Source organism: Methylibium rhizosphaerae (assembly GCF_006386545.1).
In the GTDB taxonomy this organism is placed as follows: domain Bacteria; phylum Pseudomonadota; class Gammaproteobacteria; order Burkholderiales; family Burkholderiaceae_C; genus Pseudorivibacter; species Pseudorivibacter rhizosphaerae.
The window spans coordinates 14,785-39,979 of record NZ_SWAR01000027.1 but is presented as its reverse complement, the minus strand read 5'-3'; the positions used below and the strand labels follow the sequence as shown (position 1 = coordinate 39,979).

Sequence of the window (25,195 nt, the reverse complement as noted above, 5' to 3'; positions counted from 1 at the left end):
TCCAGGTAGTGACCAGTGACCAGTGACCTGTGACTGGTGACCGGTCACAAGTCACAGGTCACCAGTCACTACTCACAAGGGTTTGTCCGGAGGGCCAAGCCTCAAGTAGCCCCGAAGTGGTGCCGATATTCCGATCGCTGGTCAGGGAGTCCGCTCGCAAGAATCGATTCGTTCCTATTCGAATCGGATAGCCATCGAACAACGTTCCAAGCGCAAAGCAAGGCACCCCATGAAGAGACAACTCACACTCAGCCAACGCCTGGTCTTCGGCTTCTCGGTCATCCTCGCGCTCGTGCTCGCCATCGCCGGGATCGGCTGGATGAGCATCGCCGACATCGGCGGCAGGCTCACGCGCATCGTCGAGGTCAACAACCCGAAGACCGAGTTCGCGCACCAGCTGATGGGCGACATCAACGAGATGGCGATCCGTACGCGCTCGATCACACTGCTGACCGACGTGAAGGAGATCGACCAGGAAGTCGCCCAGCTCGACCTGACCATCGCCCGCTACCAGAAGTCCGCCAAGGCGCTGGCCGACGCGATGGAGGCCGACGCCGGCGTCACCGAAGACGAACGCAAGCTGCAGAAGGCCATCGAGGCGCACGCGGCCAGCACCATTCCGCTGGTCAAGGAGGCGGCGCGCCACGGCAAGGAAGGCGCCAACATCGAGGCCACCCTCATGCTCACCGGCAAGGTGCGCCCGGCCGAAGAGGGCTGGCGCAAGGCGGTGGGCGACCTGGTGAAGCTGGAGATGGACCTGAACGCCAGCACGCAGGCCGGCGCGAGCGCCAGCCAGACCCGTGCCCGCCTCGTCACGCTGGCCGCCGCGGCCGGTGCCCTGGTGCTGGGGGCCGTGCTGGCCTGGCGCCTGACGCGGGCCGTCACCGTGCCGGTCGGCAGCGCCATCCAGCTGGCCGAGCGCATTGCCGCGGGGGACCTGTCGAACCAGGTGGAGATCCGCACCCATGACGAGATCGGCCGCCTGCTTCAGGCGGTGGCGCTCATGCAGGACAAGCTGCGCGAACTGGTGGGCGACATCCGGCAGTCCGCCGAGTCCATCTCGACTGCCAGCAGCGAGATCGCCACCGGCAACCAGGACCTGTCCAGCCGCACCGAGCAGACGGCCAGCAACCTGCAGCAGACCGCCAGCTCGATGGAGCAGCTCACCGGCACGGTGAAGCAGACCGCCGACTCGGCCCGCACCGCCAACCAGCTGGCTTCTTCCGCGTCGGCGTCGGCCGCCAAGGGTGGCGAGGTGGTGTCGCAGGTGGTGAACACCATGGACGAGATCACCGCCAGCTCGAAGAAGATCTCCGACATCATCGGTGTGATCGACGGCATCGCCTTCCAGACCAACATCCTGGCCTTGAACGCCGCAGTCGAAGCGGCCCGTGCCGGCGAGCAGGGCCGCGGCTTCGCGGTGGTGGCCGGCGAGGTGCGCAGCCTGGCTCAGCGCAGCGCCGAGGCCGCCAAGGAGATCAAGAGCCTGATCGGCGCCTCGGTCGAGCGGGTGGAAGCCGGCTCGCGGCTGGTGCAGGACGCGGGCAGCACGATGGCCGAGATCGTGGCCAGCGTGGCGCGGGTGAACGACATCATCGGCGAGATCACCGCCGCCGCCTCCGAGCAGAGCGACGGCATCGGCCAGGTCAACACCGCCGTCACCCAGCTCGACCAGATGACGCAGCAGAACGCGTCGCTGGTGGAAGAGAGCGCGGCGGCCGCCGAGAGCCTGAAGGAACAGGCGCACCGCCTGACCGCCACCGTGCGCGCCTTCCGGCTGGACCGCGAAGAGATGGCGATGGCAGTCTGAACCCGATCAGCCGACGCGCCGGAAACCGACCGCCCCGCTCACACCGGGGCGGTTCGCGTTTCGAGCCAGCGCAACGCATCGCCGCTCACATGCGGCGACAGGCGGCGGCGCACTTCGGCATGGTAGGCATTGAGCCAGTCGACCTCGTCCTGGCGCAGCAGCGAACGGTCGAGGCAGCGCGTGTCGATGGGACACAGCGTGAGCGTCTCGAAGGCGAGGAATTCGCCGAACTCGGTGCTGCCGGCCGGCACGTTGAGCACCAGGTTCTCGATGCGGATGCCCCACTGGCCGGGGCGGTACAGGCCCGGCTCGATGGAGGTGATCATGCCCGGCTCCATGGCCATGTGGGCGTCGGGCACCGCCTTCGAGATGCTCTGCGGGCCTTCGTGCACGTTGAGGAAGTAGCCCACGCCATGGCCGGTGCCGTGGCCGTATTCGAGCCCTTCGGCCCACAGCGGGGCGCGGGCGATCGCATCGAGCATCGGCGACAGCGTGCCGCGCGGAAAGCGCGTGCGCGACAGGGCGAGCGTGCCCTTGAGCACCAGGGTGTAGTCGCGCCGCTGCTCGGCCGTCGGCGTGCCGATGGGCCACACGCGGGTGATGTCGGTGGTGCCGCCCAGGTATTGAGCGCCGGAGTCGATGAGCAGCAGGCCTTGCGCCGCCAGTCCGCCGGCGCGCGAGATCACCGCATGCGACTCGCGGGTGGCGCGGTAGTGCGGCATGGCGCCATTGGCATTGAAGCCGGCGATGGTGTTGAAGCTCAGTGACACGAAGCCCGGCTGCTTCGCGCGCTCGGCGCTCAGACGCTCGTCGATGGTGAGCTCGGTGATGACTTCATGGCCGAGCGCCTGCTCGAGCCAGGCATAGAAGGCGCACATGGCCGCGCCGTCGCGCTCCATGGCTTCGCGCACGAAGGCGGCCTCGGCTTCGGTCTTGCGGCTCTTGGCGAGCGTCGAGGGGTTGATGGCCTCGACCACCTTCACCTGCGGCGCCACCGCCTCGCGCAGGCCGAGGGTCACCCGCTTCGGGTCCAGCAGGAGGGCGCTGCCGGCCGGCAGCGCGGCCAGTGCCGCCGCTGCGTCGCCGTAGGGCCGCATCACGATGCCGTCGGTCGCCAGCACCTGGGCCAGTGCCGCGTCGATCTTGCCTTCGCCCACGAACAGCAGCACGGCGTCGCGCGAGATCAGCGCATGTGCCAGGAACACCGGGTTGTAGTTGACGTCGGAGCCGCGCAGGTTGAACAGCCACGCCATGTCGTCCACCGTCGACACGAAATGGTGGGTGGCGCCGTGGCGCGCCATCGCCTCGCGCACGTGCGAGAGCTTGGCGGCGCGCGGCAGCGGGGCATGCGGTGCGCGGTGTTCGTAGACGGGCGCAGTGGGCAGGGAGGGGCGCTCGGGCCAGGCTTCCGCCAGCACGTCGAGTTCGGTGCGCAGCTGCACGCCGGCGCGCTCCAGGGCGGCGCGCAGCTGCACCGCGGCGGCCAGACCCAGCGTGGCGCCGTCCACCGCCACGGTCCGGCCGGCCGGCACGTTGGCCGCGAGCCAGTCCACATGGGCCGACGAGGCGCCGGTCGGGATCTTCACCAGGTCGATGCTGCTGCCCGCCAGCTCGGCCTCGGCCTGCACCCAGTAGCGGCTGTCGGCAAACAGTGCCGCACGGTCCTGGGCCACCACCAGGGTGCCCATCGAGCCGGTGAAGCCGGAGAACCATTCGCGGCCCTGCCAGCGGCCCGGCAGGTATTCGGACAGGTGCGGGTCGCTCGAAGGCACCAGCACGGCATGGATGCCATGGCGCGACATCGCATCGCGCAGGGCAGCCAGTCGGGGACGGATGGGGGAGGTGCGGGTGTCCATGGTGAGGCTCCGGCGGCGGGCGCCATGGGTAAGGGCGCCTCGGGGGTGATCGACAGGGGTGGTCGATTCTAGGGGCCGGTTTTCCCCCTTGCCCGTGGGCCGCCTACGGGCTCCGCTTGGAAGGCATGGGGTCCGGCACCACCCGCGCATGGCGCTGCGACGTGAAGTAGGCCCAGGCCCAGTCCATGAACACGACCATGCGGTTGCGGAAGCCGATGAGGAAGTAGATGTGCACGAACAGCCAGAACAGCCAGGCCAGGAAGCCGCTGGCCTTGACGTGGCCGAGCACCGGCACCTCGATCATCATCACCGCGCGCCGGCGCCCGATGGTGGCGAGCGAACCGTAGTCGATGTAGCGGAAGCGCTGGGTGGGCTCGCCCTTCAGCCGGCGCAGGATGTTGGCGGCGGCCGTGCGGCCCATCTGCTTGGCGCCGGGGCTCACGCCGGGCACCGCGGTGGGTTCTCCCTTGGGCGGGTAGCTCTTTGCGGCGGCCAGGTCGCCCACCACCTGGATCTCGGGATGCCCCGGCACGCTGAGGTCGGGCTCCACCACCACGCGGCCGGCGCGGTCGAGCGTGCAGCCGGTGCTGTTGGCGAGTGCCCGCCCCAGCGGCGAAGCGGCGACGCCGGCGGCCCAGATGACGGTGCGCGCCGGCAGCACCTGCTTTTCCACGCTGCCGTCGGCCGCGGTGGTTTCATAGCTGAGGCCCTGCGCGTCGATGTGGGTGACGCGTGCGCCGGTGAGCACTTCCACGCCCAGAGTGCGCAGCTGCTCGTGCGCCTTGGCCGACAGGTCTTCGGGGAAGGCGCCCAGCACGCGCTGCGCGCCTTCGATGAGCACCACCCGGGCCTGGCGCGAGTCGATGCGGTGGAATTCCCGGGGCAGCGTGTGATAGGCGATCTCGGCCATGGTGCCCGCCATCTCGACGCCGGTGGGCCCGGCACCGACCACCGCGAAGGTGAGCCAGGATTGCCGCACCGGGGATTCGGCGCCTTCGCGCTCGGCACGCTCGAAGGCGGTGAGCAGGCGCCGGCGGATGTCGAATGCGTCGGCCAGCGTCTTGAGGCCCGGCGCATAGGCAGCCCAGCCGTCATGGCCGAAATAGCTGTGGGTGGCGCCGGTGGCCACGATCAGCGCGTCGTAGGGCACATGCTCCTGGCCGTCGAGCACCACGCAGCGGGCGCGCGCGTCGATGTCCATCACCTCGCCCAGCAGTACGGTGAGGTTGCCGCGCTGGATCTCGTGCCGCAGGATGTGGCGGATGGGGCCGGAAATGGCCGGCGCGGGCAGGCCGGCGGTCGCCACCTGGTAGAGCAGGGGCTGGAACAGGTGGTGGTTGGTGCGGTCGATCAGCGTGATGTCGACCGGCGCCTTCGACAGCTTGCGCACGGCCTCGATGCCGCCGAAGCCGCAGCCGATGACGACGACCCGGGGACGCTCGGTCTTGATGGGGACGGGGGGTGCTTGCATCTCTTTTCTCCTCGGGTGCTTTTTACACCAGCCTCCGGGGCGGATTGTGCGGCGCAGCATCCGGCTTCAGCCCGCGAGCGCCCCCAGCTTCTTCCTCACCAGCTCGATGTGGCTGCGCAGCGCATACAGCTCGTCCGCATGCGACAGCGGCACCGCGATGCGCTCCACCTTCGCGTCCAGCTCGTCGAGTTCCTTCAGAAGCGCCGCCCGGTCGGCCTGAGCGTCGGTGAGGTTCTCCTCGATCTGCCGCAGCCGGCCGTACCAGCGGAAGATGCGCGACCGGATGCGCAGCTCGTACAGCGGCGGCACCACCCGCGACAGCGGGATCAGGATCGCGATCAGCGAGACCAGCACCACCCACATGCGGTCGACCAGGTTGGCCACCCAGAACGGCATGTAGCGCTGCAGGAAGGGCGGGCCCGACTCGTAGTAGCGCTGTGCCTCCTTCGACACCGGCAGCACCGTGTTGCGGGTGGACGGGAACTCGTCCTTGCGGGCAAACCAGCCCGGCTGGCCGTGGATGGTGCGGGCTGCCTGCACGAACAGCTGCTGCAGCGCCGGGTGGGCATCCTCGCGTGCGACCAGCATGGCCGTGGGGGCCACCAGGCGCACGTCGGCCGGCGGCAGGTCCTTGGCCAGGTCGATCACGCCGCGCGGCAGGGTCACCGGCGCCACCGCCGGCAGCCGGCGCGAATAGGCCTCGGCCTGCGCGAAGTCGAGCAGCTTCACGCCCGGCGTCTGCAGCAGCATCTGGACCATCGGCGACTCGGGCGCCGACACGAACACGAGCGCGTCGATCTCGCCGGCCAGGAAGGCCATCACTGCGGGCGTCTGCTCGAGCCGGGACACGGTGAGGTCGCCGGCGTCGAGCCCGTTGGTGTCGAACAGCCGCAGCATCAGGTTGGTGATGCCGCTGCCGGGCGCGCCGATGTTGATGCGCCAGCCCTTCAGCTGCGTGAGTCCGGTGACCGAAGGCTGCTGCAGCTTCTCCTGCGCGACCGCCTCGCGATAGAACAGCCACACCGGCTCGTAGAACAGGCTGCCCAGCGTCAGCAGGCCTTCGATCGCTTCCTCGGTGGGCTCGTGCAGGCGGCCGGCGCCGCCCTGCACGAAGGCGAAGTCCACGCCAGAGTCTTCCTCGCGCAGCAGCCGCAGGTTCTCGGCCGACCCCTGCGTCTTGCGCAGCTCCACCGTCACGCCAAAGCGCTTCAGGTGCTCGACATAACGCTGGCCGAATTCGGCGTAGGCGCCCTGGTCCGGCCCGGTGGCGAGCACCACGCGACGCGGCGGCGTCGGGTCGAGGGCCCAGTAGGCCAGCGCCAGCAGGGCCAGCGCGAGCAAGAGGAAGGGGCCGGCGGTGACCAGCAGGTCACGCACGGACAGCAGGGTGTGGCGCAGGACTTTCGGCATGCGGGCGAGGGGGCGGGTGCAAAGCCAGCACGATACCGCGGAGCGGCGCAGAGCCGATCGCCGGCCACCCTGCCGGCGAGCTGTGGCGCAATGCACGCTACAGCGCTGTCGCGCGACGGAGCGGCTTGTGATGCGCGCGGCACGCCGATTTAATGGGCAGCTACCGTGACGCCGCCCGCTTCCGCAGCCCCTGAACGCAGCCCGGCCTCGCTTTCCAGCGTGGCCATGCTGACGCGCCTGTTCGAGGCGAGCCCCGACCCCATCACGGTGACGGACTTCGACTCCGGCCGGCTCCTGATGGTCAATGACGGCTTCGTGAGGCTCACCGGCTTCGCGCGCGATGAACTGGTCGGCCGCCTGGCGGTGGACGTGGGGCTGTGGGGCCACGGCGAGGAGCGCCGTCGCTACATCGAGGCGCTCAGGTCTCAGGGCACCGTGAACGACTGGGCCGCCGAGTTCCGCACGCGCGACGGCCGCGCCATCAACCTGCGCATCTCGGCGACGGTGGTGCACGAGGGCGAGCACACGCTGCTGGTCGCCTCGATGCGCGACGTGACCGCGCAGGACATCGAGCGGTTGCAGATGGCTGCCATCCTCGACAACGCGATGGTCGGCATCGCCTTCACCCGAGAGCGCCAGTTCCAGCACGTCAACCCGCGTTTCGAAGCCATGTTCGGCTGGGCGCACGGCGAGATCATCGGCCGGCCGGGCAGCGCGGTGTGGCCCTCGGCCGAGGCGTATGCAGAGATGGGCCGGATCGCCGCGCCGGTGCTGGCCGGCGGCGAGCCGCTGGACATGTCGAGCCAGATGTGCCGGCGCGATGGCAGCCTGTTCTGGGCGCGCATCCGTGCGCGGGCCGTGGACCCCAACCGGCCGGGCAGCGGCGGCACGATCTGGATCGTCGAGGACATCACCCAGGAGCGCGAGGCGCAGCTGGCGCTCGCGGCCGCGAAGGAAGCCGCCGAGTCGGCCAGCCGCACCAAGAGCGAGTTCCTGGCCAACACCAGCCACGAGATCCGCACGCCGCTCAACGGCCTGCTGGGCCTGGCACGGCTGGCTCTCGCCCCGGGGCTCGACCCCGTGGTGCAGCGCGACTACCTCGAGCGCATCCAGTCGAGTGCCCAGGCGCTGGCCGGCGTCATCTCAGACATCCTCGACGTCTCCAAGATCGAGGCGGGCCAGCTCAGCATCGAAGCGGTCGACTTCGACCTGCATGCGCTGATGCGCAAGGCGCACGGCGCCTATGCGGAGCTGGCGGCGGAAAAAGGCCTGCAATTCGACATCGGCATCGCGGCCGGCGTGCCGGCCTGGGTGCGGGGCGACGCGGTGCGCCTGCGCCAGATCGTCAGCAGCTTCATCAGCAATGCGCTCAAGTTCACCGCACGCGGGCGGGTGAGCCTGGAGCTCTCGTGTGCGTCGGGCGACCGGGTGCGCATCGTCGTGCGCGACACCGGCAGCGGCATCGAGCCGGCCACGCAGGACCTGGCCGTGTGCCGCCGGCTCGCCGAACTCATGGGCGGCAAGGTGGGCGCGAGCAGCGAGGCCGGGCGCGGCAGCCTGCTCTGGGCCGAGCTGCCGCTGCCGCTGGCGCGCCTGCCCAGCGGCTTCAACGGCCGCAGCGCCGACCCGGCCGCCCAGCTGCACGGGGCGCGGGTGCTGCTGGTCGAGGACAACGCGGTGAATGCGCTGGTGGCCGAGGCCACGCTGCAGCAGTGGGGCGCCGAAGTGGAACGGGTGGTGGGCGGCGCCGATGCGCTCGCCGCCGTCGACCAGGCCGAACGCCGCGGCGAACGCTACGACGTGGTGCTGATGGACCTGCACATGCCCGGCATGAGCGGCATCGACACCACCCGAGCCCTGCGCGCCCGCTCCGGCGGCGCCGGCCTGCCGATCGTGGCGCTGACGGCCGACGTGCTGGTGTCGGTGCGCGACACGGCACTGGCCCAGGGCATGAACGACTTCCTGGCCAAACCGATCGAGCCGGCCCGGCTGGTGGAAGTGCTGGCCCGTTGGGTCAAGCTGGGCCGCGCCGGCCGGCTGGGCTGACGCCTCCCCCCCTCGCACCGCCGACCGTCCGGGTTGCGGAGCCGGATGCCTCCCCGGCATCTTGTCTTGCAATATGCAATTGCAAATCATTATCATTCGCCCTCTTTGACGAGGAGAGACCCTTCGCCTCGTCCCCCCGTGTGTCGTCAGCACGGCAAAGGAATGCGATGACCAGCACCACCGTCAAGACCTGGGCCTGGATCCACAAGTGGTCCAGCCTCGTCTGCACCGTCTTCATGCTGCTGCTGTGCCTCACCGGCCTGCCGCTCATCTTTCACCACGAGATCGGCCACCTGCTCGGCACCGAAGTCGAGGCGCCGGAGATGCCCGCCGGGACGCCGCGTGCGAGCCTCGACGACGTGATGGCGGTGGCGCAGGCGCGGCACCCCGGCAAGGCGCCGCAGTTCCTGTCTCGCGAGATCGACGACGACAAGTTCTGGTACGTCACCCTCGGCGACACGCCGCTGGACGACAAGAACCAGAAGACGGTGGCGGTCGATGCGCGCACGGCGCAGGTGCTGGCGGAGCCCAGGTTCAACGAAGGCTTCATGTACGTGATGTTCAAGCTGCACGTGGACCTGTTCGCCGACCTGCCGGGCAAGCTGTTCCTCGGGCTGATGGGGCTGCTGCTGGTGGTGGCCATCGTGTCGGGCGTGGTGCTGTACGCGCCCTTCATGCGCAAGCTCGACTTCGGCACCGTGCGCCGCGAACGCACGCCGCGCATCAGGTGGCTCGACCTGCACAACCTGCTGGGCATCGTGACGCTCGTGTGGGCCCTGGTGGTCGGCTTCACCGGCGTCATCAACACCTGGGCCGACCTGCTGATCAAGTACTGGCAGTACGACCAGCTCTCCACGCTGCTGGCGCCTTACCGCGACCACCAGGTGCCCGAGCGGCTGGCGTCGCTGCAGCAGGCGTTCGGGCGGGCGCAGGAGGCCGAGCCCGACAAGACGCTGTCGTTCGTGGCTTTCCCCGGCACCGACTTCTCGAGCCCGCACCACTACACCATCTTCATGCGCGGCAACGAGCCGCTGACTTCGCGGCTGGTGAAGCCGGTGCTCATGGACGCCGGCAACGGCAAGCTGACCGCCAGCGTGGAGCTGCCCTGGTACCTGACCGCGCTGCTGGTGTCGCAGCCGCTGCACTTCGGCGACTACGGCGGCATGCCGATGCAGATCCTGTGGGCCCTGCTCGACATCGCCACCATCGTCGTGCTCGGCAGCGGCCTGTACCTGTGGCTGAAGCGCCGCCAGCCGCGCAGCCTGGCCGACGAGGCCGACGCGGTGATCGAGCCGCGGGCCCCGGCGCCGCTGCGCGGGCAGCCGTCGCAGGCGCGGGGAGGCCTCGAATGACGCCCGCTTTCCGCCGCCTGTGGGGCTGGCCGCTGCTGCTGGGGGTGGTGAGCGCGATCGGGCTCCTGTCGGCCCTCGTGGGCGACGGTGCCTACGACGCGTTGTCCTGGGCGGGCCTGGGCCTGCCGGTGCTGGTGGCGGCGCGCCACATCTGGGGGCGCTGAAGCCGCCCGCGCCTGCCTCTTCCTTTCGCCTCTTCCATTCCATTGCGCGCAAGGTCTTGCAGGACCGCGACAATCCGCAGCCTGCAACCACCAACAGGAGACGACCATGCGCAAGTTCGTGGCGTGCGTGTCGCTGGCGGCTGCCGTGCTGCTGGCCGGCTGCGCCACCGTCGAGAACCCCGTCACCGGAGAGCGCGAGCGCTCGGTGATGAACGAAAGCGACGAAGTCGCCCAGGGCAGGAAGGCGCACGAGGAGGTGCTGGCCGAGTACGGGGCCTACCAGGACGCCAGGCTCCAGGCCTACGTCAACGACGTGGGCCAGCGCCTGGCGAAGCAGTCGCACCGCAGCCAGCTCGAGTGGCACTTCACGGTGCTCGACAGCACCGAGATCAACGCCTTTGCCCTGCCCGGCGGCTACGTCTACATCACCCGCGGGATCATGGCCTACATGGACAGCGAGGCCGACCTCGCCGGCGTGCTGGGCCACGAGATCGGCCATGTCACCGCCCGCCACGGCGCGCAGCGCGCCACGCGGCAGCAGACCGCCGGCATCGGCGTGCTGGCGGCCACGGTGCTGGGCGCGGTGCTCGGCGTGGGCGACATCGCATCGCAGGTGTCGCAGAGCGTGGCGGCCGGCTACATCGCCTCGTACAGCCGCGAGCAGGAGCTGCAGGCCGACAAGCTGGGGGCCGAGTACCTCTCGCGGGTGCACTACAACCCGCAGAACATGGTCGACGTGATCCAGCTGCTGAAGAACCAGGAGGCCTTCGCAGCCGACCAGGCCAAGGCCGAAGGCAGGTCCGTGCCGGCCCAGCACAACTGGCTGGCCTCGCACCCCAGCAATGACCAGCGCCTGCGCGACATCACGCAGATCGCCTCGCAATACAAGGGCGACTACAGCGAGGAGGGCCGCACCCGGTTCCTGCAGGCGGTCAACGGCATGAGCTTCGGCGAAAGCCGCGAGCAGGGCGTCACCCGCGGGCGCAACTTCTATCACGAGCCGCTGGGCATCGCGCTCACCGCGCCGGTGGGCTGGAAGATCCAGAACACCGCCGAGGCGGTGGCGCTCGTGAACGGCGAGGGCACCGCCGGGCTCGTGATGCAGGCGGTGCCGCCCAAGGCCGGCAGCACCCACGAGGAGATCCTGCGCAACCTGGTGAAGCCGGAACAAGGCCGCACCGAAATGCGCAGCCTCAACGGCCTCGCCGCCACGCACTTCGCCGGCACGCGCAAGAACGAACGCGGCCAGTCACAGGGCGTGGTGGTGACGGTGGCCACCGGGCCGCAGGACCGCCACTACCTGCTGCGCTATGCCGCGAAGGACGCGCCCAGCCTGGACCGCGCCATGCCGCAGCTCAAGGAGGCCGAGGCATCGTTCCGGGCGTTGACCGCCGCCGACCGCAAGGCGGCCCGCCCGTGGGTGGTGCGCACCGTGGCCTATCCGCGCGGCGGCTTCGCCGAGCTGGCGAAGCAGTCGCCGCTGTCCACCTATGCCGAGCAGCAGCTGCGGCTGCTCAACGGCTTCTATGCCGGCGGCGAGCCGAAGCCCGGCCAGCTGGTGAAGGTGGTGGCGGAGCAGTAGGGCGCGCTCTCTCTGCCGCCCTAGGCGGGCGCCGCCGAGCTGCGGCGCCCCTGCCACCAGCCTTCGGCGCTGTAGACCAGCAGCGCCAGCCAGATGGCGGCGAAGCCGGCGGCGCGCGCCGGCTCGAAGGATTCGTCGAACACCCACACGCCGATCAGCAGTTGCAGCGTGGGGCCGAAGTACTGCAGCAGGCCGAGCAGCGAAAACGGGATGCGCCGCGCGCCGGCCGCGAACAGCAGCAGCGGAATGGCGGTGATGGGGCCGGCCGCCACCAGCAGCCACTGGGTGCCGGCATCAGCGACCGGAAAGCTCGCCTGGCCCTGCGAGGCGGCCCACAGCAGGCCGGCCAGCGCAAACGGCGCCAGCACCGAACTCTCGAGCGCCAGGCCTTCGAGCGCGCCGAGCCGCGCCGTCTTGCGCAACAGGCCGTAGGTGGCGAAGCTGAAGGCCAGCACGAGCGCGATCCACGGCAGCTTGCCGGCCAGCACGGTGAGCCACAGCACGCCCAGCCCGGCCAGGGCGACGGCGGCCCATTGGCCTGGGCGCAGCCTTTCCTTCAGCACCAGGTAGCCCACAAGCACGTTGACCAGCGGGTTGATGAAGTAGCCGAGGCTCGCCTCGACCACGTGGCCGTTGACGACCGCCCAGATGTAGACGAACCAGTTGAGCGCGATGACGGTGGCGCTGGCCACGAACGGCCGCGCGAGCCGCGGCTCTCGCCACACCTTGCCCAGCCAGCTCCAGTGCCTCTGCACCAGCAGCACGAGCGCCACGAACACCAGCGACCACAGCACGCGATGCGCCAGCACCTCGAGCGGCGCCACGCCCTGCAGCGCCTTGAAGTACAGAGGAAACAGGCCCCAGCAGATGTAGGCGAGGGCGGCGTAGACGATTCCGCGGCGCATGGTCAGGCAAGGCGTTGCGGGCAGTCGGAGCGCCCGGCAGCGAGGTGAGGGAGGCGCGGATTGTCGGCAAAGCGCAGGCACGCTGCCCGCGCGGGGTCTTGGGCGTCCTCAGCCCGCCTCGGCCAGCCTGAAGGTCGACACCACGCCGGCCAGCTTCACCGCCTGGTCCTTCAGGCTGTCGGCGGCGGCGGCGCTCTGTTCGACCAGTGCAGCGTTCTGCTGCGTCATCTGGTCGAGCTGGCCCACCGCGGCGTTGACCTGCTGGATGCCGGCGCTCTGCTGCGTGGCCGCGGCGGTGATCTCGCCGATGATGTCGGTCACCCGCTGCACGCTGGCCACGATGTCGTTCATCGTGGTGCCCGCATCCCGCACGAGCTGCGTGCCGGCCTCGACCCGGTCGACGCTGCTGCCGATGAGTCCGCGGATCTCCTTGGCGGCTTCCGACGAGCGCTGGGCCAGCGAGCGCACCTCGCCGGCCACCACCGCGAAACCGCGGCCTTGTTCCCCGGCACGCGCCGCTTCCACCGCGGCATTGAGCGCCAGGATGTTGGTCTGGAAGGCGATGCCGTCGATCACGCCGATGATGTCGGCGATCTTCTTCGAGCTCGCGGAAATCTCGTCCATCGTCGAGACCACCTTGTCGACCACCTCGCCGCCCCGGATGGCGATCTGCGCCGCCGACGAGGCGAGCTGGTTGGCGTTGCCGGCCGATTCGGCGCTGTGCTGCAGCGTGCCGGTGAGCTGCTCCATCGAGGCCGCCGTCTGCTGCAGGTTGCTCGCAGCCTGCTCGGTGCGCGACGACAGGTCCATGTTGCCGGTGGCCACCTCGGTGCTGGCGACCTGGATGCTGTCGGCGCTGGAGCGCACGTTGCCCACGATGCTGGCGAGCGAGGCGCGCATGGCCACGAGCGAGCGCATCATCTCGGCGGCCTCGTCACGGCCTTCCACCGGCGGGCTGGCCCGCAGGTCGCCGGCGGCGATGCTGTCGGCCAGCACGCGGGCCTCGTCAAGCGGCAGGCTGATCGAACGCGACAGGCGCCAGGCCAGCGCGATGCCGAGCACCGCGAACACGACGAAGCCGACGGCCAGCGAGGTGATGGCCGAGGACACCATGCCCTGGACCTGGGCGAACACCTTCTGGCTGCCCTTGCTCAGGTTGCCTTCTATGTCGGCCAGCATGGCCAGCATGGCCTGGGCGCTGGGGTCGGACGCACGCATGGCCTGCATCGCTTCCTGCGCATCGGCATAGCCGTCCTCGGCCAGCTTCGCGGCGACCGGCAGCACCGCCTGGCGATACGTGCTCACGTGGCCGCGGAAGGTCTGCAGCCTGTCCTTGTGTTCCTTCTGGTCGGTGGCGCGGTCGAAGTCGTCCATCGCTTGGTCGAGCACCTTCTGGGCGGCGTCCCAATCGGCGCGCGACTTGGTGATCTCGGCGCGGTCGAAGATCGATGCCACCATGCGTGCCGTCTGCGCACGGCTGTCGAGCAGCCCGGTGCGGGCGGCCACCGTGATGTTGCTCACGGGAATCAGCCTGTTGACGATGCCGTCGAGGCCCTTGTGTGCGACCACGAGGCCGAAGGCCGCCACGGAGAGCAGTACGCCGCACATCAGCAGCAGTGTCGAGAAGCCGCCCAGCAGGCGGGTGCGAAGCTTGAACTGGCGAAGCATGGAGAGCGGGTCCTTGTACGCAAACGGTGAACTCGCCCCCTTATCGGCTGCTCCGCACCAGCCTTTAGGGTTTTTACCAGGGGCTCGCCATCGGCGCGGCGAGCTCTGCGTAGGCCGCCGCCACCGCGGCCGCAAGCCGGGCGTTGTTCCGCACCAGCTCGATGTTGCCGGCCAGGCTGTCGCCGCCGGTCAGGTCGTTCACCCGCGCCAGCAGGAAGGGCGTGACCGCCTTGCCGGCGAGGCCTTGTGCCTGTGCGTCGGCCAGCGCCTGGTCGATGGCGGCGTCCACGGTCTCGCGCGGCAGGGCGTGGGCCTGTGGCACCGGGTTGGCCACCACCAGCCCGCCGCCCAGGCCCAGGGACCATTTCGCCTGCATCACCCGCGCGATCGCGGCGGCCTCGTCCAGCCGCACGTCGACGCCGAAGTCGCTGTCGCGACAGAAGAAGGCCGGCAGACGGTCGGTGCGATAGCCGATCACCGGCACGCCGTGCGTTTCCAGGTACTCGAGCGTGAGCCGCAGGTCCAGGATGGACTTGGCGCCGGCACACACCACCGCCACCGGCGTGCGGGCGAGCTCCTGCAGGTCGGCCGAGATGTCGAAGCTGGTTTCGGCGCCGCGGTGCACGCCGCCGATGCCGCCGGTGGCGAACACGCGGATGCCGGCCAGCGCCGCCACGATCATCGTCGCCGCGACCGTGGTGGCGCCGGTCCCGCCGCCGGCCACGGCCACCGGCAGGTCGCGCCGGCTGAGCTTGGCCACTGCCTGGCCGTCACGGCCCAGCCGTTCGATCTGCTCGCGTGCCAGCCCGGCCTTCAGGCGGCCGTCGATCACCGCGATGGTGGCCGGGGTGGCGCCGTGGGCCCGCACTTCGGCCTCGACCGCCAGTGCCGTCTCGACATTGCGCGGCCACGGCATGCCGTGCGAGATGATGGTCGACTCCAGCGCCACCACCGGCCGGCCTTCGGCCAGCGCGGCGGCCACGTCGGGTTGGATGTCGAGCAGCGTGTGTGCCATGTGTCCTCCGTGCCGGATGCCGGATGCCGGATGCCGGATGCCGGATGCCGGATGCCGGCGCATGCGGTATTGGAGAGCAAATCCGCGAAAATGCCCGACCCGGCACGACCGTTGACCCGAAAGAAAGCAGACCCATGACCGAACCGGCCCAGAAGCCCGCGTTGCCCGACCGCCTCTCGACCGACCCGCGCAGCCCCCACCATGTGGCCGCCGCGTTCGAGCACGACATCGGCATCCGCCTCAACGGCAAGGAGCGTTTCGACGTGGAGGAGTACTGCGTCAGCGAAGGCTGGGTGAAGGTCCCCTCCGGCAAGACCAAGGACCGCCGCGGCCAGCCGCTGCTCATCACCCTCAAGGGCAAGGTCGAGGCGTTCTATCGGTAGTGACCAGTGACCGGTGATCAGTGACTCGTGAATCACCAGTCACCAGTCACCATTCAAACTACCAGCGGGTGGGGGACGGCGTGCCGTGTCCCGTCCAGCGCTCCACGACGGCTGCCAGCATTGCCGTGCTGATCGGCTTGGTGACGAAGTCGTCCATGCCGGCTTCGATGCAGCGTTCACGGTCGCCTGCCAGCGCATCGGCGGTCAGCGCCACGATCGGCGTGTAGGTGCCGCGGGCTTCCTCTTGTGCACGGATGCGGCGGGTGGCCTCGTAGCCGTCCATGCCGGGCATGTGCAGGTCCATCAGGATCAGGTCGTGGTGCGCGGCCGCCGCAGCTTCGCATGCGACCCTGCCGTCGCCCGCCATGTCGACCGTGCAGCCGAGCTTGACCAGCATGTTCTCCACCACCAGCTGGTTGACCGGGTCGTCTTCCACGAGCAGCACCCGCGCCGCCAGCTTGTGGTGCGGATCGTGCCCGTCCGCGCCTGCAAGCGGTTGGGCCGGCGCGGCAGGGGCGGCGGCCTTGGGCAGGGTGAGGTCGAACCAGAACCTCGAGCCTTCGCCCGGCTTGCTGCTCACGCCGACCTGGCCGCGCATCAGCTCGACGAGGTGCTTCACGATGGCGAGCCCCAGGCCCGAGCCGCCATAGCGGCGGGTGCTGGAGTTGTCGGCCTGCGTGAACGACTCGAACACCAACTGGAGCTGATCGGGCGCGATGCCGATGCCGGTGTCGGTGACCGCAAAACGCAGGCGCACGCTGCGAACGCTTTCAGCCAGCAGCGAAATGTCGAGCGAAACGCTGCCGCGCTCGGTGAACTTCACCGCGTTGTGCAGCAGGTTCACCAGCAGCTGCCGCAGGCGTATCGGGTCGCACTCCACGTAGGCCGGCAGTTGCGCCGGCAGGTTGCAGGCGAGGGTGACCGGCTTCTCGTGCGCGGCCACCCTCATCAGCTCCACCGCCTCGCTGGCGAGCGCGCGCAGATCCACGCTGGTGGGGTGCAGCACCAGCTTGCGGGCCTCGATGCGCGACAGGTCGAGCACGTCGTCGATCAGTGCGAGCAGGACCATGGCCGAGCGGTGCGCCGCCTTGGCATAGCGCCGCTGCTCGGCGGAAAGTGCGGAGCCGAGCAGCAGCTCGGTGGTGCCGAGGATGCCGTTCATCGGGGTGCGGATCTCATGGCTCACCACTGCCAGGAACTGTGACTTGGCCTGGCTGGCCTGTTCGGCCTGATGGCGGGCCAGGTCGAGCTCCACCGCCTGAGCCTCGAGGGTGCGGGTCTCGTGCTCGAGCCGCACCACCAGGTCGCGTGCCGCATGCACGGCGGTGCGCAGGCGATCGCGCAGCCGCTCGATCACGAGGCCGGTGACGGCGAGGTAGCCGCCCAGCATGTACATCGTGGCGGCGATCGTGAGGCGGTCGGCCAGCGTCGCGCCAGCCGGGTGGCGCGGCATCCACAGCGAGTAGGCCACGTAGGCCAGCGACACCACATGGCTGAAGTACAGCGCGCGCCGGAAACCGAAGCCCACCTGGTCGGCCACGCGCACCAGCAGGAAGAAGGCGAAGAAGAGGTTTGCCTGCTCGAATAGGTAGAGGCTGGGCAGCCACACCAGCACGTCGGCATGGAACAGCAGCAGGCTCAGGTCCACGCCCCTGAAGCGGTCGTATCCATGGCGCAGCACCGCCCAGGCCAGCACCGCGTAGAGCAGGTTGCCGCCCACGAACAGCGCCAGCTGCGCCGGGGCGAGCACGGTCTGCCCGCGCACGTGCTGCAGCAGCGCAATCACGCAGATGATCAGGAAGCCGACCATGCGCACCGCCGGAACCTGCGCGGTGTACAGGCGCCGGGCGTTGTCGGCCTTTTGCCTCGCCAGGAGCGCGGCGTCGAGCGTGAAGCTGGACTCGAAGGGGTGGGCCTCGGGCACGTTCACGAGAACGCCCTCGCGAAGTTTGCGCGATGGTACGCCTATACAGAGGGGGCGGCAGCACGGAGCATGCCCGCGGCCTCAGACGGTGGCGAGCCGGAAGGTGTTGCGACCGGCCGCCTTGGCTTCATAGAGCGCCGCGTCGGCACGGGCCAGCAGCGCCTCGGGCGCAAGCCGTGCGTCGGCGGCGAAGGCGATGCCGACGCTCGTGCTCACCTGCAGCACCAGGCCGCTGGCCAGCTCGAACGGCCGCTCGATCGCGGCGATGATCTTGCGCGCCACGAACTGCGGCTCGGCCGCGGCATGCAGCCCCTCGAGCACCACCACGAACTCGTCGCCTGCGAGACGGCCGACGATGTCGGTGACCCGCACGCTGGAGCGGACGCGTCGCGCGAACTCCTGCAGCACCGCATCGCCGGTGGCGTGGCCGTAGTTGTCGTTGATGGCCTTGAAGCGGTCCACGTCGAGGTACATGAGCGCGATCGCCTCGCCGGAGCGGCGTGCTCGCGCCACGGCCTCGGGCAGCTTCTCGTTGAGCTGGCGCCGGTTGGCCAGCCCGGTGAGCGTGTCGAAGCGCGCCATCTGGCTGAGCTGCTGCTGCACCGCCTTCAGGTCGGAGATGTCGGTGGACAGCGTGTAGATGCCGGCCACCGTGCCGTCGAATCGGACGTCGGGCACGTAGGTGGTCTGCAGATGGCGGGTGCGGCCCATCGCGGTGGATGCGAGCTCGAACGAAACGCGTTCGCCGGCCAGCGCCCGCTCGATCAGTTCGCGCCGCTGCTCGTACAGCTCCCGCCCCGTCACTTCCAGCACCGTGCGTCCGAGCATCTCGGTGGGCTCGACGCCCAGCCAGTCGATGAAGGTGCCGTTGCAGAAGCGGAAACGCTGCTGCTCGTCGATGTAGGAGATGAGCACCGGCAGGTTGTCGGTGATGTCGCGCAGCCGCCTTTCGCTGGTCTGGATCTGCTCGCGCACCCGCTTGCGCTCGGAGATGTCGTGCAGGAAGGCGTTGGCGGTCCAGCCGGCATCGGTTTCGAGCGCAGCGATCGACATCTCGATCGGAATCTCGCTGCCATCCTTGCGCAGCGCCTGCATCTCGATGCGCTGGTTGAACACCACCCCTTCGCCGGAGGCGGCGAAGCGGCCCATGCCCGCCAGGTGCCTCTCGCGGTAGCGCTCGGGGATCAGCAGGGCCGCGAGGTCGCGCCCCAGCGCCTCGTCGCGCGTCCAGCCGAAGGTCTGCTCCGCCTGACCGTTCCAGTCGCGGATGTGCCCCTGGCTGTCGATGCTGATGAAGGCGTCGGGCGCATGGGTGAGGATGCTGCGGATGCGCTGCTCGGACAGGCGCCGCAGCTCGGCTTCGCGGTCGAGCGAGGCGTTGGTGGCTTCGAGCTGCTCGGTGCGCTGGCGCAGGGCGTCGGTCATGGCGTCGAAGCGGCGCGCCAGGTCGCCCAGCTCGTCGCGCCGCGGCAGCCACTGCTGGCGGGCGGACAGGTCGCCTTGCTCGATGGATTCGGTGGCGCGCTCGAGCGCGCGCAACGGCCTCAGCACGCGGCGCGTGAAGAACAGCCCCTGGGCCACCGCGAGCAGCACGGTGGCGGCGATGGCGGCCGATGCGGCGACGTGGAAGCGCCGCTCGGCCGCTCGCTGCGCCTGCGCCGCCTCGCGCGACCAGCGATAGGCGCTGTCCGACATGCCCTGGATGCCCCCCACGAGCCGGTCCACCAGCAGCTCCTTGCGGCGGTCGGTGAACGGGATCTCCGGCGCATTCGCCAGGTCGGTGAGGCGGGCGAACAGCGGCGGCAGCTGGCTGGCCTGGTATTGCAGCTCACCGATGGCATCGGCGCCGAACGCGGCGGGTGCATCGAGCCCGCCCATCAAGGACGCATGCCGCACCTGCCACTGCATCGCCGCGCGCTCCTCGAGATGCAGCGCGTATTCCTGCGTGAGCACCAGCAGGCCGGTGATCTCGCGCGCCGTGGTCTGCGCGCGCTCCTGTTCGTCGGCTGCGGCGATCTGCTGGCGGGCGCTGACCCACACGCCGGCGGCCACCACGAGGGCCAGGGCCAGCGAAGCGGCGACGGAGGCGAGCAGCTGCGTGCGAATCTTCATTGGGGCAGGCCGACGGCGGACTCGTTGACCGCGCGCAGCGGAGCGGTGTGCACGTACTTGAGGAAATTGGGCACCTTGCCCTGCGGGACATGGCCCTCGCGCAGGGCCCAGCGCGCCTCGGATTCCAGCGTGCGCAGCAGGCCCTGGTCGAGCGACAGGCGGAAGCGCATGCCTTGCCACAGCCAGTCGACGGTGTCCTGGTCCAGCTTGAGCCTGGCACGCAGCAGGGCCTGGGCTTCGGCGGGCCGAGCGCGGATGAAGCGCGTGGCCCGCTCGATGGCACGCAGCACCTTGGCAAGCTCGGCGTCGCGCGTACCGATGACACGGTGCGAGGCGACGAGGTTGAAGGTTTCGTTGTAGACGCCCCGGCTGGGCAGCAGCGTGGCGTCGTCCTTGAGGCGGTGCATGGCCTGCCAGCCCTGCGGCTCCCAGACGGCGATCGCATCCACCTGGCCCGAGGCCAGCGCCCCCACCAGCGCTCCTGGCGCGAGGTCCAGCGCCGTGACCGACTTCGGCTCGACCCCGTTCATCAGGAGGTAGGCATCGACGAAGTAATGGCTGGACGAGCGCAGCACTGCGCCGACCCGCTTGCCGGTCAGGTGCTGCGGCTTGGTGATGCCTGCACTCTTGCGTGCGATCAGCTTGGTGTCGTCATGTGCAACGACGAAGGTGCCCAGCACGGCGAAGTCGGCACGGTCGAAGCTGTTGAACATGATGGGCGCGTCGGCGGCCGTGGCGAGGTCGGCTTCGCCGGCGAACATGAGCTGCATGCAGCGGAAGCCCCCCACGCATTCCTGCAGCCGGGGCTTCAGTCCTTCGTCGGCGAAGTAGCCCTGGCTGTCGGCCACGAACAGCGGCAGCGACAGCGGTGTGTTCGCCACCGCGATGGTCAGCTCCTTCGGCGGCGCGCCGGCCGCCGCGGCGCCCACCAGCAACGCGGCCAGCCCGAGCCAGAGGCGCAGCCGGCCGAGCAGTGCCGGCAGCCAAGGCGTCAGGGCGTTGCGTCCAGGCATGGATTCCTCGAATTTCGGCAAGGCGGCAAGGGGGCTTGAATCAGGCGGTCTCGGCGACCTCGGCGAGAGCCGTGCTCGGCAATGTGTGTGCCTCGAAGAAGCGCCACATCTCGCGGCTGGCGTCGGGTCCGCTGGGGCCGGTGAAGGATCCCGTCGCATGGCCGCCCGACCAGGCATGGCCCACGCCGTGGACCAGCCAGTGTTCGGCCAGGGCCGGGCCATCGCCGGCGACGCGATAGACGGTGCGCGTGTAGCGCAGGCCATGCGCCGAGAGGCCGGTTTCGGTGGCTGCCAGGGGCGAGACGGTGGCGTCGCCGCCTGCGAGCGCGGCCTGCAGCACGAGCTCGGCGTTGCGCGGGTGCACCGTGGTGTCGAGGTCGCCGTGGAACACGATGGTGGGCACCCGTGGCAGCGGCGCCTCCCCGGCGGCCGGCCGGCCGCCGTGCCGGAAGCTTTCGTGGGCCCACGGATGGTCGCTCGCGCCGGCGTCCTTCATGGCGGATACGGCGGAGGCGACGTCATGGGCTGCGCCGCGCGGCACGCCCGAGTGCACGCCGACGGCTGCGAACAGGTCGGGGTAGGCATGGCCCAGGATGGCGGCCATGGCGCCACCGGCCGACAGCCCGGCCACATAGACGCGCCGCCGGTCGATGGGGTGCTCGGCCATCACCTCGCGGGTCAGGTCGGCCAGCACCGCCGGCTCGCCGCTGTCGCGTTGCTGGTGCCGGCGCTTGAACCAGTTCCAGCAGCGCAGCATGTTGGCCGAACGGGGCTGCTCCGGATAGAGCACGTAGAGGCCGAGGTCCCGGGCCAGCGCGTTCATCTGGGTGCCGGCGGCAAAGTCCTCGGCGTGCTGCTTGCAGCCATGCAACATCACGAGCAAGGGGTGCAGCGTGCGCTCCGGCATGGCGGGCGGCACGAACAGCCGGTAGTGCCGGTCGCCCTCGCGGTGGCTGAAGTAGCCGGCATCGAAGCGGCCCTGGCCTCGCGGCGGCGGTTCGGGCGGCGGCAGCTCGCGCGGCGCTTGTGGCGGCGGTTCGACGGGCGGGGCGGCCGTGGCCTGCGGCTCCTGAGGCGGCTGCCCCCAAGGCAGCCGCGCACGCAGCGCTTCGAGCAGGCGGTGCGCGGCCTCGACGATGCGGCGCAGCAGCGACTGCGCCCGCTGCCTGAGCTGTTGAAGTGTCGGCCTCATGGTCCTCCGGGTTGCGGAGGATGGTATCGGGACCCGGGGGCCCGAGGTTCGACAGACTGTTACGCGGCTTCGCGCTGGGGTTCGCCGCGAGCGGCCGGTGCGGCCCGTTCGGCCAGCAGCGGCGCGGGGCGGTGGACGCCATAGCCCTGCACATAGTCCACGCCGAGCCGGCGCAAGGCGTCGGCGGTGGCCTGGTCTTCCACGAACTCGGCCACGGTGCGCAGGCCCATGCGGCGGGCGATGTGGTGGATCGCCTCCACCATCGCATAGTCCACCGGTTCGCTGAGCATGTCCTTCACGAAGCCGCCGTCGATCTTCACGCAGTCCACCGGCAGGCGCTTGAGATAGGCGAACGACGACATGCCGCAACCGAAGTCGTCGAGCGCGATGCGGCAACCCAGCCCACGCAGGCGGCCGACCAGGTCGGCCGCCGCATCGAGGCTGTCGATGGCGGCCGTCTCGGTGATCTCGAAGCACACCATGCCTGGTGCCACGCCCTGCACCGCGAGCTGCTCCCTCACGAAGTCGAGCAATGCCGGGTCGGCGAGCGTGGCACCCGACAGGTTGATCGAGAAGCGCGCGGCGCGCCCGCTGTGGCGCTCGTATGCCGCATGCGCCGCCAGCGCCTGGCGGATCACCCAGCGGTCGATGGCGGGCATGAGGCCGTAGCGTTCGGCAGCGGGAATGAACGCCATCGGCGACACGATGCGACCGTCGTCGCCGCGCAGGCGGATCAGGATCTCCACATGCTCGACGTCATGGTCGCCGTCGGGCTGGATCGGCAGGATCCGCTGGCCGTGCAGTTCGAACAGGTCCTCGGCCAGTGCGCGCTGCAGGCGTGACACCCAGTCGAGCTCGTCACAGCGGCTGGCCACCGCGGTGTCGGTCTCGTCGTACACATGCACCCGGTTGCGACCGGCCTCCTTGGCCACGTAGCAGGCCGAATCGGCCAGGCGCAGCAGCTCGGTGCGGCTGTGTTCGCCCACCGCGAAGGGCACCACGCCGATGCTGATGCCGGGCTGGAACGGCCGGTTGTTCCACAGGAAGCGGAACTCGGCGATGCGCCGGCGCATCGACTCGGCGACGCGCAGCGCCGGTTCGCGCGGGCAGCCTTCGAGCAGCACGCCGAACTCGTCGCCGCCCAGGCGGGCGAGCAGGTCGTGCCTGCGGATCTCCTGCCCGAGCAGCGCAGCGACCTCCTTGAGCAGCTCGTCGCCGGCCGCATGGCCGCAGGTGTCGTTGACGACCTTGAACTGGTCGAGGTCGATGAACATCAGCGCATGCTGCAAGTCCTGGCGCTGGCCGTCGTCCAGCACGGCGTCCAGGCGGGCCTCGAAGGCGGCCCGGTTGGGCAGGCCGGTCAGGGCATCGGACAAGAGGCTGGTGCGCAGCCGCTGGGATTCATGCACCAGCTTGCGCTGGGCGCGTTCCTTCTCGGCCTCGATGTCGCCCATGCGGTGCGCCTGCCGTGTCAGCATCGCCGCGCCGGCCATGATGGCCAGCGTGGCAAACACCGCGGCCACCAGCACCTGCGTGCGCGAGGTGTAGTAGCCCTCCAGCGCGCTCGAAGGCGACAGGGCGACCATGGCGTTGAGGCCATAGCCCTCGATCGGCACGATGGCTCCGAAGCGCGCACGCCCGTCGATGGGACTGATCGACGGCCGCAGTTCGCGCCGCTGCTGCTCGACCAACTGGCGGATCACCGTCGGGTCGATGTGGTCGGCCACGCTGTGCTGGCTGCCCGTGCGGCGCGACAGGTATTCGCCGTCGGGGCGCAGCACCGCGACCAGGGTGTCTTCGTACTGGCCGAGCGCAAAGCCGTCGGTCAGCAGGCCGGCCTCGAAGGCCACTGCCGACGCGCCGGCAAAGCGCCCCAGCCGGTCGTGCATCGCCTGGGCCATCGGCACCATCCAGCGCTTGTAGAGGCGGCCATAGACCGGCCTGGACACATGCAGCTCCGAGCCCACCCGCGTGGCGCGGAAGTATTCGCGGTCCGACAGGTCGTGGCCCTGGCCGATGCCGTCGGAGTCGGCGATCACCACGCCGTCCGGGCCGATCAGGTAGGCGATCGTCCGCCGGTGCTCGCCGGTGAGCCCGGCACGCGACAGGCCGGCAAAGTCGATGCGACCGTCGCGTTCGTACAGGTGCTTGTTGAACAGCAGCGTCTGCCTGAACCGGTCGAGCAGCTTGGAGGCACGGTCGGCCAGGCGTTGCGCGGCGTTGTCGGCTTGGCCCAGCGCCAGCCGCGCGTGCATCTCGTACTCCGACTTGAGCGTCCACCAGACGCTCAGCCACAAGGCGCCCACCAGCGCCCCGGTCGCCGTCATGGCGGCCAGGGTGAGTCGGCTGGGCTGGCGCAGCCGGTGGAGCGGGGCGGGCAAACGCATCGGGATCGCGCAGGATCCCAGGGTTATCGGCGCCCCGCGCCGCAACTTGAGGGGCGGCGCCCTGTCAGCGCGCGGCGGCGAGCTGCCGCAAGGCTTCCGCGGTGGCCGCGTCGGCGGGGAAGAACGATTCGATGGCCAGCTCGGACAGCGTGACCTCCACCGGCGTGCCGAACAGCGTGGTGGTGCCCAGGAAGGACAGCGTGCCCGCGGGCGTGACGAGCTGGAAGGGCACCACGACGCCGGCATAGTCCGGCTCGGCGCCGGTGGGCGGCGGTGTGCTGGCCGGCATCGGGTAGTCCTGCACCTCGGCGAGCAGGGCGGCCAGCACCGGGTCGGCGGTGAGCTGCACCTGGTGGTGCAGCCTCGCCAGCAGGTGCGCGCGCCACTGGGCCAGGTTGGCCAGCCGCGGCGCCAGCCCCCTGGGGTGCACGCTCAGGCGCAGCACGTTGACCGGCGGCTCCAGCAGCGAGGCGTCCACGCCTTCGAGCAGCAGCGGCACCACCGCGTTGGCGGCCACCAGGTTCCAGTGGCGGTCGATCGCGATGGCCGGAAAGGGCTCGTGCGCGGCCAGCACCAGGTCGATGGCCTTGCGTGCGGCCTGCATGGCCGGGTCCGACAGCGGCCGCTCCTGGAACACGGCGGCGAAGCCGGCCGCGGTGAGCAGCACGTTGCGCTCGCGCAAGGGGATCTCCAGACGCTCGGCCAGGTGCAGCAGCATCTCGCGGCTGGGCTGCGAGCGGCCGGTCTCGACGAAGCTCAGGTGGCGCGTCGAGATGTCGGCTTCGAGCGCCAGGTCGAGCTGGCTCATGCGGCGGCGCTGGCGCCATTCGCGCAGCATCACGCCAACGGGTTGGGGGCCGTGGGGGTGGTTCATGCGGGCGACGATATCGCAGCGCCGGCCGCGC

At 70.1% G+C, this 25,195-nt stretch carries 18 protein-coding genes; 6 read left to right on the top strand and 12 right to left on the bottom strand.

The genetic code is table 11. The features are described from left to right. The first annotated feature begins 229 nt into the window (after positions 1-229). A complete protein-coding gene (locus E8D38_RS29365) occupies positions 230-1,810 on the top strand; it encodes a methyl-accepting chemotaxis protein (protein ID WP_140634263.1) in 1,581 nt (526 codons plus the stop codon). Positions 1,811-1,848: 38 nt separating this feature from the next. Here the strand turns inward: E8D38_RS29365 and E8D38_RS18585 are convergent, their stop codons facing one another. From E8D38_RS18585 to E8D38_RS18575, 3 genes are all read right to left on the bottom strand, one after another. After that, positions 1,849-3,666 carry an aminopeptidase P family protein gene (locus tag E8D38_RS18585; RefSeq protein WP_140634261.1) on the bottom strand — a complete coding sequence of 606 codons (1,818 nt, stop codon included), beginning with the start codon at positions 3,664-3,666 and terminating at the stop codon, positions 1,849-1,851. A gap of 103 nt (positions 3,667-3,769) precedes the next feature. Beyond that, a complete protein-coding gene (locus E8D38_RS18580) occupies positions 3,770-5,137 on the bottom strand; it encodes an NAD(P)/FAD-dependent oxidoreductase (RefSeq protein ID WP_140634258.1) in 1,368 nt (455 codons plus the stop codon). 66 nt (positions 5,138-5,203) lie between these two features. Then, entirely contained in the window at positions 5,204-6,547 is a 1,344-nt protein-coding gene (locus E8D38_RS18575) for a TAXI family TRAP transporter solute-binding subunit (RefSeq protein ID WP_140634256.1), read from the bottom strand. 165 nt (positions 6,548-6,712) lie between these two features. On the opposite strand from E8D38_RS18575, the gene E8D38_RS18570 reads away from it, so the two are divergent. The 4 genes from E8D38_RS18570 (at position 6,713) to E8D38_RS18560 (ending at position 11,691) form a co-directional block, all read left to right on the top strand. Next, a complete protein-coding gene (locus tag E8D38_RS18570) occupies positions 6,713-8,593 on the top strand; it encodes a PAS domain S-box protein (protein WP_140634253.1) in 1,881 nt (626 codons plus the stop codon). Between the two features lie 167 nt (positions 8,594-8,760). Further along, positions 8,761-9,945 carry a PepSY-associated TM helix domain-containing protein gene (locus tag E8D38_RS18565; RefSeq protein WP_140634251.1) on the top strand — a complete coding sequence of 395 codons (1,185 nt, stop codon included), beginning with the start codon at positions 8,761-8,763 and terminating at the stop codon, positions 9,943-9,945. Further along, positions 9,942-10,109, top strand: a complete 168-nt coding sequence (locus tag E8D38_RS28365; RefSeq protein WP_181179239.1) for a hypothetical protein — start codon at positions 9,942-9,944, stop codon at positions 10,107-10,109. The genes E8D38_RS18565 and E8D38_RS28365 overlap by 4 nt, the downstream gene beginning before the upstream one ends. Before the next feature lie 106 nt (positions 10,110-10,215). Continuing rightward, positions 10,216-11,691 carry a M48 family metalloprotease gene (locus E8D38_RS18560; protein ID WP_140634249.1) on the top strand — a complete coding sequence of 492 codons (1,476 nt, stop codon included), beginning with the start codon at positions 10,216-10,218 and terminating at the stop codon, positions 11,689-11,691. A 20-nt stretch (positions 11,692-11,711) separates the two neighbouring features. Here the strand turns inward: E8D38_RS18560 and rarD are convergent, their stop codons facing one another. The 3 genes from rarD to E8D38_RS18545 form a co-directional block, all read right to left on the bottom strand. Next, positions 11,712-12,596 (bottom strand): EamA family transporter RarD, encoded by an 885-nt coding sequence (gene rarD / locus E8D38_RS18555; protein WP_140634247.1) that lies wholly within the window; start codon positions 12,594-12,596, stop codon positions 11,712-11,714. 108 nt (positions 12,597-12,704) lie between these two features. After that, the gene (locus E8D38_RS29360) at positions 12,705-14,264 is read right to left on the bottom strand and encodes a methyl-accepting chemotaxis protein (protein WP_140634245.1); all 1,560 of its coding nucleotides are present in this window, start codon (positions 14,262-14,264) and stop codon (positions 12,705-12,707) included. A 73-nt stretch (positions 14,265-14,337) separates the two neighbouring features. Next, positions 14,338-15,279 (bottom strand): pseudouridine-5'-phosphate glycosidase, encoded by a 942-nt coding sequence (locus E8D38_RS18545; protein ID WP_140634242.1) that lies wholly within the window; start codon positions 15,277-15,279, stop codon positions 14,338-14,340. A 134-nt stretch (positions 15,280-15,413) separates the two neighbouring features. Here E8D38_RS18545 and E8D38_RS18540 point away from each other — a divergent pair, with 134 nt between their 5' ends. Further along, positions 15,414-15,662 (top strand): DUF3297 family protein, encoded by a 249-nt coding sequence (locus tag E8D38_RS18540; RefSeq protein WP_140634240.1) that lies wholly within the window; start codon positions 15,414-15,416, stop codon positions 15,660-15,662. Positions 15,663-15,720: 58 nt separating this feature from the next. Here the strand turns inward: E8D38_RS18540 and E8D38_RS18535 are convergent, their stop codons facing one another. The 6 genes from E8D38_RS18535 to E8D38_RS18510 form a co-directional block, all read right to left on the bottom strand. Continuing rightward, positions 15,721-17,592, bottom strand: a complete 1,872-nt coding sequence (locus E8D38_RS18535) for an ATP-binding protein (protein ID WP_140634238.1) — start codon at positions 17,590-17,592, stop codon at positions 15,721-15,723. A gap of 75 nt (positions 17,593-17,667) precedes the next feature. Then, positions 17,668-19,698 (bottom strand): diguanylate cyclase domain-containing protein, encoded by a 2,031-nt coding sequence (locus E8D38_RS18530; protein ID WP_140634236.1) that lies wholly within the window; start codon positions 19,696-19,698, stop codon positions 17,668-17,670. Beyond that, positions 19,695-20,711, bottom strand: coding sequence for an ABC transporter substrate-binding protein (locus E8D38_RS18525; protein WP_181179237.1), 1,017 nt, complete (start codon positions 20,709-20,711; stop codon positions 19,695-19,697). The genes E8D38_RS18530 and E8D38_RS18525 overlap by 4 nt, the downstream gene beginning before the upstream one ends. A gap of 40 nt (positions 20,712-20,751) precedes the next feature. Then, positions 20,752-21,903 (bottom strand): extracellular catalytic domain type 1 short-chain-length polyhydroxyalkanoate depolymerase, encoded by a 1,152-nt coding sequence (locus E8D38_RS18520; RefSeq protein ID WP_140634232.1) that lies wholly within the window; start codon positions 21,901-21,903, stop codon positions 20,752-20,754. Between the two features lie 59 nt (positions 21,904-21,962). Next, on the bottom strand, positions 21,963-24,290 hold the full coding sequence (locus tag E8D38_RS18515) for a putative bifunctional diguanylate cyclase/phosphodiesterase (protein ID WP_140634230.1): 2,328 nt from the start codon (positions 24,288-24,290) through the stop codon (positions 21,963-21,965). Positions 24,291-24,354: 64 nt separating this feature from the next. Then, positions 24,355-25,164, bottom strand: coding sequence for a helix-turn-helix domain-containing protein (locus E8D38_RS18510; protein WP_140634228.1), 810 nt, complete (start codon positions 25,162-25,164; stop codon positions 24,355-24,357). Between the last annotated feature and the right edge of the window lie 31 nt (positions 25,165-25,195).